This is a genomic window from Pseudomonas sp. 313 (assembly GCF_000316965.1).
In the GTDB taxonomy this organism is placed as follows: domain Bacteria; phylum Pseudomonadota; class Gammaproteobacteria; order Pseudomonadales; family Pseudomonadaceae; genus Chryseomonas; species Chryseomonas benzopyrenica.
The window spans coordinates 203712-216120 of sequence record NZ_ANBZ01000022.1; the positions used below are offsets into that span (position 1 = coordinate 203712).

General features: G+C 68.6%; 10 protein-coding genes. 5 read left to right on the forward strand and 5 right to left on the reverse strand.

What is annotated here, in order from left to right; all coding sequences use genetic code 11:
* Window positions 1–94: 94 nt before the first annotated feature.
* Window positions 95–2707, forward strand: coding sequence for an excinuclease ABC subunit UvrA (locus tag C722_RS0102555; protein WP_017638995.1), 2613 nt, complete (start codon window positions 95–97; stop codon window positions 2705–2707).
* On the opposite strand, the gene C722_RS0102560 is transcribed toward C722_RS0102555, so the two are convergent.
* Window positions 2704–3900: an MFS transporter gene (locus C722_RS0102560; RefSeq protein ID WP_017638996.1), complete on the reverse strand. Its 1197-nt coding sequence runs from the start codon at window positions 3898–3900 to the stop codon at window positions 2704–2706. The genes C722_RS0102555 and C722_RS0102560 overlap by 4 nt on opposite strands.
* A gap of 128 nt (window positions 3901–4028) precedes the next feature.
* On the opposite strand from C722_RS0102560, the gene cobF reads away from it, so the two are divergent.
* The gene (gene cobF / locus C722_RS0102565; protein ID WP_017638997.1) at window positions 4029–4790 is read left to right on the forward strand and encodes a precorrin-6A synthase (deacetylating); all 762 of its coding nucleotides are present in this window, start codon (window positions 4029–4031) and stop codon (window positions 4788–4790) included.
* On the opposite strand, the gene C722_RS0102570 is transcribed toward cobF, so the two are convergent.
* Window positions 4757–5302: an N-acetyltransferase gene (locus C722_RS0102570; protein ID WP_017638998.1), complete on the reverse strand. Its 546-nt coding sequence runs from the start codon at window positions 5300–5302 to the stop codon at window positions 4757–4759. The genes cobF and C722_RS0102570 overlap by 34 nt on opposite strands.
* A 103-nt stretch (window positions 5303–5405) precedes the next feature.
* On the opposite strand from C722_RS0102570, the gene C722_RS0102575 reads away from it, so the two are divergent.
* The 3 genes from C722_RS0102575 (at window position 5406) to C722_RS0102585 (ending at window position 8384) form a co-directional block, all read left to right on the forward strand.
* Window positions 5406–5816 (forward strand): hypothetical protein, encoded by a 411-nt coding sequence (locus tag C722_RS0102575; RefSeq protein WP_037062966.1) that lies wholly within the window; start codon window positions 5406–5408, stop codon window positions 5814–5816.
* A gap of 89 nt (window positions 5817–5905) precedes the next feature.
* Window positions 5906–7285 carry a PepSY domain-containing protein gene (locus C722_RS0102580; RefSeq protein WP_017639000.1) on the forward strand — a complete coding sequence of 460 codons (1380 nt, stop codon included), beginning with the start codon at window positions 5906–5908 and terminating at the stop codon, window positions 7283–7285.
* Between the two features lie 490 nt (window positions 7286–7775).
* Window positions 7776–8384: an FMN-dependent NADH-azoreductase gene (locus C722_RS0102585; protein WP_017639001.1), complete on the forward strand. Its 609-nt coding sequence runs from the start codon at window positions 7776–7778 to the stop codon at window positions 8382–8384.
* A gap of 222 nt (window positions 8385–8606) precedes the next feature.
* Here C722_RS0102585 and hutC read toward each other — a convergent pair whose 3' ends face one another.
* From hutC to C722_RS0102600, 3 genes are all read right to left on the reverse strand, one after another.
* The gene (hutC, locus tag C722_RS0102590; protein WP_017639002.1) at window positions 8607–9320 is read right to left on the reverse strand and encodes a histidine utilization repressor; all 714 of its coding nucleotides are present in this window, start codon (window positions 9318–9320) and stop codon (window positions 8607–8609) included.
* 76 nt (window positions 9321–9396) lie between these two features.
* Entirely contained in the window at window positions 9397–10929 is a 1533-nt protein-coding gene (gene hutH, locus C722_RS0102595) for a histidine ammonia-lyase (protein ID WP_017639003.1), read from the reverse strand.
* Window positions 10930–10979: 50 nt separating this feature from the next.
* Complete coding sequence (locus C722_RS0102600; protein WP_017639004.1) at window positions 10980–12371, reverse strand: cytosine permease; 1392 nt, start codon at window positions 12369–12371, stop codon at window positions 10980–10982.
* Window positions 12372–12409: the final 38 nt, after the last annotated feature.

The window sequence follows — 12409 nt, forward strand, 5'->3', positions numbered from 1 at the left end:
AGACCGCTGTCCCGTCGTCCGCCACCGCCCAGCGATCCTTTGCTCCCTGACGTGGTCCGAGTCTGCACGCTCCCAGTCAAGGTTTCCGCCCGTCATGCCCTCCTCCCCCCGTCCCGGTTTCGTCTCCGTCCGCGGTGCTCGCGAGCACAACCTGAAGAACGTCGACGTGGATATCCCCCGCGATGCCCTGGTGGTTTTTACCGGGGTGTCCGGCTCGGGCAAGTCATCGCTGGCCTTCGGCACCCTCTATGCCGAGGCCCAGCGCCGCTACTTCGAATCGGTGGCGCCCTATGCGCGGCGGCTGATCGACCAGGTGGGGGTGCCCCAGGTGGAGGCCATCGAAGGCCTGCCGCCGGCGGTGGCCCTGCAGCAGCAGCGCGGCCAGCCCAACAGTCGCTCGTCCATGGGCAGCGTGACCGGGCTCTCCAGCCTGGTGCGGATGCTCTACTCCCGCGCCGGCCGCTACCCCGCCGATCAGCCGATGCTCTATGCCGAGGACTTCTCGCCCAACACGCCCCAGGGCGCCTGTCCCGAGTGCCACGGCCTGGGTCGGGTCTACGAGGTCACGGAAGCCTCCATGGTGCCGGATCCGTCGCTGACCATCCGCCAGCGCGCCATCGCCGCCTGGCCTACCGCCTGGGGCGGGCAGAATCTGCGCGATATCCTGGTCACCCTCGGCTATGACGTCGACATCCCCTGGCGCGACCTGCCACAGAAGCAGCGTGACTGGATCCTCTTCACCGAGGAGCAGCCCACCGTCCCAGTCTATGCAGGCCTCACCCCCGAACAGACCCGCGCCGCCCTCAAACGCAAGGCCGAACCCAGCTACCAGGGCACCTACACCGGGGCGCGGCGCCATGTGCTGCACACCTTCGCCAACTCCCAGAGCGCCAAGATGAAGCAGCGCGCGGCGCGCTTCATGATCGGCCAGACCTGCCCGCTGTGCCACGGCAAGCGGCTGACCCGGGCGGCGCTCTCGGTGACCTTCGCCGGCCTGGACATCGGCGAGCTGTCACGCCTGCCGCTGGATGACCTGAGCGTGCTGCTGCGCCGGGTGGCCGCGGGGGATTTCGACGACACCCAGGACAGGGGCGTGCTGGACGCCAAGGCCGGTAAGCAGGATCGCGCCCGGCGCAAGGCCGCCGGCGGCAGCGATCACGCCAGTGCCCCGGACGTGCGCCGTACCCCCGATCTCTCGCCGGAGAAACGCCTGGCCGCCCAGCGCATGGCCAGCGAATTGCTGGAACGACTGCAGACCCTCACCCGCCTGGGCCTTGGCTATCTGGCCTTGGAGCGCAGCACCACCACCCTCTCCTCCGGTGAATTGCAGCGCCTGCGCCTGGCCACCCAGCTGGTGTCCCAGCTGTTCGGCGTGGTCTATGTGCTGGACGAGCCTTCCGCTGGCCTGCATCCGGCCGATGGCGAGTCGCTGCTGGAAGCCCTCGACGGCCTCAAGGCCCAGGGCAATTCGCTGTTCGTGGTGGAGCACGACCTGGCCACCATGAAGCGCGCCGACTGGCTGGTGGATGTCGGTCCCGCGGCCGGCGAAGGCGGTGGCCAGGTACTCTACAGCGGCCCGCCCGCCGGTCTGGCCGAGGTCGAGGAGTCGGTGACGGCGCGCTATCTGTTCGCCGCGCCGCAACGCGAGACCCGGCCGCCCCTTGAACCCCAGGGCTGGCTGCGGCTGGCCGGGGTCACCCGCAACAATCTCAAGGGGCTGGACGCCGCCTTTCCGCTGGGCTGCCTGACGGCGGTGACCGGGGTCTCCGGTTCGGGCAAGTCCAGCCTGGTCAGCCAGGCGCTGCTGGAACTGGTGGGCGCCGAACTGGGCCAGCGCGCCGCCGAAGATGGCGACGAAGCCCCGGAACTGGACGGCGATGCCCTGCCCGCCACCACCGGCCAGGTAGTCGGTGGCCTCGGCGGCATCCGCCGGCTGGTACCGGTGGACCAGAAGCCCATCGGCCGCACCCCACGCTCCAACCTGGCCACCTACACCGGCCTGTTCGACGGGGTGCGCAAGCTGTTCGCCGCCACCCCCGAGGCGCAGGAACGAGGCTTCGACGCCGGACGCTTCTCCTTCAACGTCGCCAAGGGCCGCTGCCCGACCTGCGAGGGCGAGGGCTTCGTCAGCGTCGAACTGCTGTTCATGCCCAGCGTCTATGCCGCCTGCCCCACCTGCCAGGGCGCGCGCTACAACCCCGAGACCCTGGAGGTGCGCTGGCAGGGCAAGACCATCGCCGAGGTGCTGCATCTGACGGTGGACGAGGCCCTGGCCTTCTTCGCCGAGGAAGCCCCGGTGGCGCGCGCGCTGCGGGTGCTGGCCGACATCGGCCTGGGCTATCTGCGCCTGGGCCAGCCGGCCACCGAACTCTCCGGCGGCGAGGCTCAGCGCATCAAGCTGGCCACCGAACTGCAGCGCACCAGCCGAGGCACCACCCTCTATGTGCTGGACGAACCCACTACCGGTCTGCACCCGGCCGACGTGGAGCGCCTGATGCGCCAGCTGCACGGCCTGGTCGACGAAGGCAACACGGTGGTGCTGGTGGAGCACAACCTGCAGGTGGTGGCCGGCAGCGACTGGCTGATCGACATCGGCCCCGGCGCCGGCACGGCGGGTGGCCGCATCGTCGCCAGTGGCACGCCGCGGGCAGTGGCGGAGGATCCCGCCAGCCCCACGGCGCCCTATCTGCGGCCCCTGTTCGACTAGCCTGCCGGCGGTGCCACGCTGCGGCGGCAGGCCGCCAGCACCAGCAGCGTCAGCGTCGCCGCCAGGGCACCGAACTGGAAGGTGGCGGCGGAGCCGAGGAAGTGCCAGAGCGCGCCGGCGATGGTGCTGGCCAGCAAAAGGGCGATGCCACTGACCAGGTTGAACAGGCCGAAGGCGGTGCCGCGCAACTCGGCCGGGGCGGTGCGGGCGACCATGGCGGCGAGCAGGCCCTGGGTCATGCCCATGTGCAGGCCCCAGAGCAGGATGCCCAGGGCCAGCCCGATCCAGCCGCTGCTGAAGGCCAGCGCCAGGTCGGCCAGGATCAGCAGCACCAGCCCCCAAGCCAGCAGCGCGCAATGGCTGACCCGGTCGGACAGCGCCCCCAGTGGATAGGCCGACAGTGAGAACACCAGGTGCATGCCCACCATCACCAGCGGCACCAGCGCCAGGGGTACGCCCACCTGCTCGGCCTTGAGCACCAGGAAGGCCTCGCTGAAGCGCGCCAGGGTGAAGACACCACCAAGCAGCGTCACTTGCCAGAAGGCCGCCGGCAATTTGCGCAGCTGGCTGCGGGTGAGCGGATTGGTGCGCGCCTGGACGATGGCCGCCTTGGGTTCCTCCAGGCCGAAATACAGCAAGGCGACGGCGATGAAGGCGGGGATCACCGCCACCCAGAACACCGCGCGGAAATCGTTGGCCCAGAGCAGCATCAGCCCCACCGCCAGCAGCGGGCCGAGAAAGGCACCGAGGGTATCCAGCGACTGGCGCAGGCCATAGGCGGCACCGCGGATCTCCGGCGGCGTGACGTCGGCCACCAGGGCGTCGCGCGGTGCGCCGCGAATGCCCTTGCCGATGCGATCCAGGAAGCGCGCGCCGAACACCAGGCCGGCACCACTGGCCAGGGCGAACAGCGGCTTGCTCAGGGCGCCCAGGCCATAGCCCAGCACCGCCAGGCCCTTGCGCTTGCCCAGGTAGTCGCTAAGTACGCCGGAAAAGATCTTGGTGATGAGCGCGGTCGCCTCGGCCACCCCTTCGAGGATGCCGATATAGAGCACGCTCAGGCCCAGACCGGTAGCCAGGAACAGCGGCAGCAGGCTGTGGATCATCTCCGAGGAGATATCCATGAACAGGCTCACGCCACCCAGAATCCAGACGCCACGGGGTATGCGTCGCCAGGTCGCCGTCATCGTCATCCCTATCCCCTCCGTCCCTGCCTGTGAGCGGGCAAACCGGTCGAAACTAGCATGACGCTCACGGACGGCTCTACCGAAGAGACATCCCTGGTTACACTGGGCGCTGCTCCTTCCATCGAGGCCACCCCATGAAAACCCTGCTGGTCATCGGCATCGGCGCCGGCGATCCCGATTACCTCACCCTCCAGGCCATCGCCGCCCTCAATCGCGCCAGTACCTTCTTCCTGTTCGACAAGGGCACGGAAAAGGACAGCCTGATCCACCTGCGCGAGACCATCTGCGCACGCCACATCCGCCAAGCGGACTATCGTTTCGTCACCGCGCCCATCCCCGAGCGCCGCCGCGAAGGCGACTATCGCCAGGCGGTGGACGACCTCAATGCCGCCAAGCAGGCGTTGATGGAACAGATGATCGAGCACGAGCTGGCGGACGACGAATGCGGCGCCTTCCTGGTCTGGGGCGATCCGGCGCTGTACGACAGCACCCTGCGCATCCTAGCGGCGATCCGGCGCGACGGCCGGCTGGACTTCGACTACGAGGTGATCCCCGGCATCTCAAGCGTCCAGGCCCTGGCCGCGCGCCACCGGGTGCCGCTCAATCGCATCGGCCAGGCCCTGGAGATCACCCCCGGCCGGCGCCTGGAGCGCTTTCCCGCGCACCTGGACAGCCTGGTGGTGATGCTCGATTCCCACGAGGCCTATCGCCGCCTGGATGAGCCCGGCCTGCACATCTACTGGGGCGCCTATGTCGGCACGGCGGACGAGATCCTCATCGCCGGACCACTGCAGGAGGTGGCTGAAGAGATCCACCAGGTGCGCAGTGCCGCGCGCGAAGAACACGGCTGGATCATGGATACCTATCTGCTCTGTCGCGGGCCGGCGGACGCCTGAGGGCTGTCCAGCCGTCGATCCAGATGGATGGTCTGCCAGGGCAGGGTCGTCTCCCGTTCGACGACCCGGAAGCCCTGGCCGAGCCAGAAAGCCTCGGCCCCGGGCAGGAAGGGGTGGGTGTGCAGATAGAGGCGGTCGACCGCCTCCTGCCGCGCCTGGGCCAGCAGCGCCCTGAACAGCCGTCGCGCCAGGCCCTGGCGACGCTGCTGCAGCGCCACATACAGCCGCACCACCTCCACCACCCGCTCGCCAGGATAGGCCAGCTGCGGAAAGCGCCGGTCGTAGGGCCGGTAGGCGATGCTGCCGAGGGGCTCCCCGGCGGCACCTCGGGCGATCAGCAGGCAGCCGCGACCTGCCCCATAGTGGTCGGCGAAGCCCTGTAGATCCGGGGGTAGGGTCGTCGCCTCGATACGGCTACCGAACAGCTCGCGATAGCTCGCCAGCAGGAAGCCCAGCGTCTCGTCATCCGCGGCGGTGATCCGTTCCAGGCTGATGGAAGGCGCTTGGCTCATGGCGGTGTTTGGTCTCTTCGGCAGCGGGCGGGGCGCGACATTTCGGCGCAGGGCCGCGCCGGCCGGGCTGTGCGCCGCTCGCGACGATGATACAGTCCCAGCCATGAAAACCGTCCGTTTCCCGCGCGCTTCGCTCGCCTGGATGCTGCTCGCCTGCATCCTGTTGAACGGACTCGTCTGCGCCCTGGGCCATGGTCAGATGCTGGCACGTCTCACCCTGCCGGTCCTGCCATCCCTTGGCCAGGTGCACGAGCACCATCACGGCCTGCATGCTCAGGTCGTCCAGGGTGATGACATGGCCGGCATGCACGCGGGCCTCCCGGGCGGCAGCGTGACGACCCTCTCGCCCACGGGTGATTGCGTCTTCGCCGCCACCCTGTTCCTCGCCACCCTGCTGGCCGTCGCCCTGCAATGGCTGCTGCGCCCTGGCGATCCCCATCGCCGTCGCTACCAGAGCGCACTGCCGCCCCCACCCCGCGCGCGACGCTCCACGCTCCATCCCCAGGCGCCCTGACACCTCGGCGACGAAAGACGGCTGTCCTCTCTTTTCGTAATCCCGCGCGTGGCCCCTCGCTGGCCACGCGTCGCTCCGTGGTGAACGCTATGACTTCGCACCCCTCCGCTCCGGCCGCCAAGGCGCCGGGGCCGCTGCTGCAACTGCTGGCGCGGCTGCATTTCCTCATCGGCCTGTTCGTCGGTCCCTTTCTGCTGGTGGCCGCCGCCAGCGGCCTGCTCTATGCCCTCACGCCGCAACTGGAAGCGCGCCTCTATGCCGAGGCCCTGCACACCCCCAGCCGTGGCGAAGCCCTGCCACTGGCCGAGCAGGTCCGCGCCGCCCAGGCCGTCGCCGGTCCGGCCCTGACCCTGGGCGCGGTACGTCCCGCCCCTGCGGCGGGCGACACCACCCGGGTGATGTTCAACGATCCGTCCCTGGGCGAATCGGCCCATCGCGCCCTCTTCGTCGATCCGGTCACCGGCGCCATCCGTGGCGACCTGACCGTCTATGGCACCAGCGGCATCCTGCCGCTGCGCACCGCCATCGATCAGTTCCACCGTAGCCTGCTGCTGGGCGAACCCGGCCGCCTCTACAGCGAGCTGGCCGCCTCCTGGCTGTGGGTCGCGGCCCTCGGCGGTCTCACGCTGTGGCTGGTGCGGCGCCGCCAGCGCCGCCCGGCCCGAGGGCTGCGCGGTCTGCATGCCAGCACCGGCGTCTGGCTGCTGGGCGGACTGCTGTTCCTCTCCGCCACCGGCCTGACCTGGTCGCGCTTCGCCGGCGACAACATCGGCGTGCTGCGCGCCCACTATGGCTGGTCCACGCCCAGCGTGAAGACCGCCCTGGGCAGCGCACCGGCACCGGCCATGGCCCACGACGAGCACGCTGAGCACCACGGCCATGGCGCCATGCACATGACCATGGCGCCGCCGCAGGATCCAGCCACCTTCGACCGGGTACTGGCCAGCGCCCGCGCCGCCGGCATCGACGCAGGCAAGCTGGAGATCCGTCCGGCCCGTAGCGCCGACAAGGCCTGGACGGTCAGCGAGATCGACCGCCGCTGGCCGACCCAGGTGGACGCCGTCGCCGTCGATCCGACCAGCCTCCAGGTGGTAGACCAGGTGCGCTTCGCCCAGTACTCGCTGCCGGCCAAGCTGACCCGCTGGGGGATCGATGCCCATATGGGCGTGCTGTTCGGTCTGGCCAACCAGCTGGTGCTGGTGGCCATCGCCCTCGGCCTGCTGGTCATGACCGTCTGGGGCTATCTGCTCTGGTGGCGCCGCCGCCCCAGCCGCGATCCGGCACAACCCGGCCTGATCGCCCTCTGGCGCCAGCTGCCGCCGCTGCCGCGTCTGCTGGTGCCGGTGACGGCCGTGCTGCTCGGCCTGAGCCTGCCGGTGCTGGGCGGCAGCCTGCTGCTGTTCCTGGTGGTGGACACCCTGCTCGGCCTGCGTGGTCCGGCCCTGCGCACCGAGGCCGGTTCGGCCTGAGGCGGGGATGGATGGTTGTTGGGCTTCGCTGCGCTCAACCCAACCTACGTAGCCTCGCCCAGCCGTAGCGTTTTCCACCTGTGCCCATGCCAAACGCGTGGACAAGGCTGCGCCGTTGTCCACCCGACACGCACGCAGCATCTCGCCCACACCAAACCGCCCCCTCTTCCTCCAGGAGAGGGCTGGGGTGAGGGCCCGCGCCAAATCGCAGCCGTAGCGTGGAAAACCGCGCAGCGTTTTCCACCTGTGCCCATGCCGAACGCGTGGACAAGGCTGCGCCGTTGTCCACCCTACGAGGAGCGCAGCCTCCCGCCCACACCAAACCACCCCCTCTCCCTCTGGGAGAGGGTTGGGGTGAGGGCCCGCCCAACACCCATCGTCACGCCAGGAACCGCCTCCCAGACCATCCATCGGCACACCCTATCCGACGTTGGCGCACCCCAGCGAGACGCTTATAGTTATCGCAATCCCCATCCTCCAAGGATCTGCCATGCCCCGTCTGTTGCACGTGATAGGTTCGCCCCGCCAGGATCGCTCCGCCTCGCTGGAAGTCGCCACGGCCTTCATCGAGGCTTGGCAGGGCAAACACCCCGACGCCGAGGTCGATACCCTCGACGCCTGGCATTGCGACCTGCCGGAATTCGACGGTCCCATCCTCGACGCCAAGTACGCCGGCATCCAGGGCGAGTCCCTCAGCGGCGAGCAGGAGCACGCCTGGAAGGTGGCCAAGGAACTGGCTCAGCGCTTCAAGGCCGCCGATGTGCTGGTGTTCGGCGTGCCCTGCTGGAATTTCGGCATCCCCTACAAGCTCAAGCAGCTGTTCGACGTGGTCAGCCAGAAGGACCTGCTGTTCACCTTCGACGACCGCGGCCTCAACGGCCTGCTCGGCGGCCGCCAGGCGCTGGTGATCGCCGCCCGCGGCGCGGCCCTGGATCGCCAGGAGCACCAGGAGTCCTATCTGCGCACCTGGTGCGAGATGGTCGGCATCGACCGGATGCACACCGTGGTGGTGGAAAAGACCCTGTTCGGTGCCGATGTCGACCAGGCTTCGCGCGACCAGACCAAACAGGACGCCGTGGCCCTGGTAGGCAAGCTCTGAGCGTTGGCTGCAGGGGCTACCCTCACCCCAGCCCTCTCCCAAGGGGAGAGGGGGCGGTAAGGCGCAGGCGATGTCCTCGTAGGTTGGGTTGAGCACAGCGAAGCCCAACAGCGATACCGAGCCCCCTCTCCCCAGGTAAGAGGGGGCGGTACGACGCAGGCGATGTCCTCGTAGGTTGGGCTGAGCGCAGCGCAGCCAACACCCCTCCTCACGCCACGCCCCTCAGCGATGCCGGGTCGTCGAGCTCAGCTTGTACCTGTCGCCCGGATGCAACAGCCGCACGTAACTGACCAGATGCTCGTCCGACCAGGTCCGGCGGATCATCGACAGGCAGGCCGCCCCCTCGGCGATCTCCAGCCAGCGGGCGGTCTGGGCGCTGGCCAGCACCGCCTCGACGATGTGCTCTACATCGCTGATCGGACAGCTGGTCACCAGCACCTCGTTGGGCGTCTGGCGGCTGAAGTCGCTTTCCAGGTAGTGCGGAACCCAGCGCGGATTGACATAGCGGTCTTCCAACTGGATGGGGAGGCCATTCTCGCGATGTACCAGAATGCTGTGAAACACCTGGCTTCCGATCCGCAGCCCCAGGCGCAAGGCCACCTCGTCGTCGGCGGCGATGGCCTCGCTGCGCAGCACCTCATTGGAATACGCATGCCCTCGGGCGCGCACCTCGGCGGCGATGTTCATCACCTCATGCAGCGAGGACTCGGCCTTGCGCTCGATGACGAAGGTGCCGAGGCCGGCCTGGCGCGTCAGGTAGCCCTGCTGCACCAGGCGGGTGATGGCCTTGTTGGCGGTCATGCGGCTGACGGCGAAATCCCGCGCCAGCTGCTCCTCGGTGGGGATCTGGTGATGCACCGGGTAGGCACCACCCTGGATGCGTTCGAGCAGGAAGTCCTCGATCACCTTGTAGCGTGGGGGTGTCGTGCTGCTCACGCGAGCTCCGGGCCGGAAAATGGGAAGCCGATGATAACGCGCGGTCCGGCGCTCTGGCTGCCGGACCGCGTCATCCTCAGAGACTCGGCAGCAGCCGCGGCGTGACCAGCGCGTTCAGGCAACCGCTGGCCAGCAGCGCGCTGGCCGCCTCGATGTCGGGGGCGAAGAAGCGGTCTTCCTGGTAGTAGGGCACCTGCTCGCGCAAGAGGCTGCGCGCCCTTTCCAGGCGTTCCGAACTCTTCAGGCCATGCCGGAAGTCCAGGCCCTGGCAAGCACCCAGCCACTCGATGGCGAGGATGCCGCGCACGTTCTCGGCCATGGCCCACAGCCGCTTGCCGGCGTTGGGCGCCATGGACACGTGGTCTTCCTGGTTGGCCGAGGTGGGCAGGCTGTCGACGCTGGCCGGATGGGCCAGCGCCTTGTTGTCACTGGCCAGGGCCGCGGCGGTGACCTGGGCGATCATGAAGCCGGAATTGACCCCGCCGTTCTCCACCAGGAAGGGCGGCAGCTGGGACATGTGCCGGTCCATCATCAGCGAGGTGCGCCGCTCCGACAGGGCGCCGATCTCGGCCAGCGCCAGGGCCAGGTTGTCGGCGGCCATGGCCACCGGCTCGGCGTGGAAATTGCCGCCGGAGATGACGTCGCCCTCCTCGGCGAACACCAGGGGATTGTCGGACACGGCATTGGCCTCCACCTCCAGCACCTCGGCGGCCTGGCGCAGCTGGGTCAGGCAGGCGCCCATCACCTGGGGCTGGCAGCGCAGCGAATAGGGATCCTGGACCTTGTCGCAATTGGCATGGGAGCGGGACACCTCGCTGCTGTCGGTGAGCAGTTCGCGATAGGCCGCGGCCACGTCGATCTGGCCACGCTGGCCCCGCGCGGCATGGATGCGCGCATCGAAGGGCGCCCGGGAACCGAGCATGGCCTCGACGCTCAAGCCGCCGCAGACCGTGGCCGCGGCGAACAGGTCTTCACCCTCGAACAGGCCGCGCAAGGCATAGGCGGTGGACACCTGGGTGCCATTGAGCAGCGCCAGGCCCTCCTTGGCCGCTAGGGTCAGGGGCGCCAGGCCCGCCACTGCCAGCGCCTCGCGGGCCGGCAGCCACTGGCCCCGGTAGCGGGCCTTGCTCTCGCCGATCAGCACCAGCGACATGTGCGCCAGCGGCGCCAGGTCACCCGAGGCCCCCACCGAGCCCTTGAGCGGGATGTGCGGATAGACCTCGGCATTGATCAGGGCGATCAGCGCCTCGATGACCTGGCGGCGAATGGCGGAGAAACCGCGGGCCAGGCTGTTGACCTTGAGCAGCATGATCAGCCGCACCAGGTCATCGTCCAGGGCCTCGCCCACGCCGGCGGCATGGGACAGCACCAGGGAGCGCTGCAGCTTTTCCAGATCCGCCGGCGCGATCCGCGTCGAGGCCAGCAGGCCGAAGCCGGTGTTGATGCCATAGGCGGTCCGGCCTTCGGCCAGGATGCTTCCCACGCAGGCCACGCTGGCGTCGATGGCGGCATGAGCGGCCGGATCCAGCTCGACGCGCAGCGGCTGCCGATAGGCCTGGCGCAGCTGGGCCAGGTCGAGGGTGCCAGGTTTCAGGGTCAGGGTGTTCATCTAGGACTCCAGAGCCGGGCCATCGGGACGCCGGCATTGATCAAGGGCATTCAGGCTGCGACCGGTCGTGCGCTCTGCAGCGCGTGGCGACGGGCAAGCAGGTAATAGAGGATCGCCGGCACCAAGAGGCCGATGATCCAGGAGATGTCCACACCACCCAGGTGTGCCACCAGCGGGCCGGTGTAGAGCTTGGTCGAGAGAAACGGCAGCTGGATCAGCACCCCGACGCCATAGGCGAGCAGGCCGGCAGGGTTCCAGCGGCCGTAACGTCCGTTCGGATCGGCGAGGGCTGCCAGGTCGTAGCGACCGTGATTGATGGCGTAGTAGTCCACCAGGTTGACCGCGCTCCAGGGCGTGAAGAAGGTCAGCAGGAAGAGGATGAAGGACTTGAAGGCACCGAGGAATTCTTGCTGGCCCAACAGCGCCACCAGGGTGGCGGCCCCGACGATGACGAGCACGAAGCCCAGGCGCTGCAGCCGCGAAACCTCCAGATGACCACGAAAGCCGCTGATCACCGTGGCAATGCACATGAAGCTGCCATAGGAGTTGAGCGTGGAAATGGTGATCTTGCCGAAAGCGATGCTGAAGTACAGCAACGCCGCGGTCACACCGCTGCCGCCAAGGCCGACGATGTAGGCCACCTCGCGCCCGGCGAACTGCCCGTTCGCCAGGGCTGCAGCCAGCACACCGAGGATCATGGCCGCCTGGGCGCCGAGTACCGAACCGGCCCCTACCGCAGCAAAGGTCTTCCAGCTGGAGGTCGCGCTCGGCAGGTAGCGCGAATAGTCCGCCACATAGGGGCCATAGGCGATTTGCCAGGAGGCGGCCAAGGACACGGCCAGCAGAAAGGATGCCCAGCTGAAATGGCGGATCTGCAACAAGGCGCCCAGGTCACCGAGGCTGATCAGCCGGGCGAACAGATAGCAGAAGGCCAGGATGCCCAGCACGCTGGCCAGCCGACCGACCCAGTGGATCACGCGGTAGCCCAGCACCGTGGCCACCACGATGCAGGCGGCAAAGACCAGGATGCCGGCGCTGTCGCTGATGCCGACCAGTTGCGCGATCGCCTGGCCGGACAGCACGGTACCGGTGGCGGTGAAACCCAGGTACATCAGGCACACCAGCACGATGGGGATCGCCGCGCCATAGACGCCGAACTGTACCCGACTGGAAATCATCTGCGGCAGGCCGAGCCGCGGACCTTGGGCGGCGTGCAAGGCCATCACCCCGCCCCCTAGCAACTGGCCGATGAACAGCCCGATCAGCGACCAGAATACGTCGCCCCCCAGGACCACGGCGAGGGCACCCGTGACGATGGCGGTGATCTGCAGATTGGCGCCCAGCCAGAGGGTGAACTGGCTGTAGAGCCGGCCGTGACGCTCGGCCTCGGGGATGAAATCGATCGAGCGGCGCTCGATCACGGGGGTACCGGTCTTTGCCATGGGTCGCGCTCCACCGCGCCGCAGGACGGCGCTCTTGT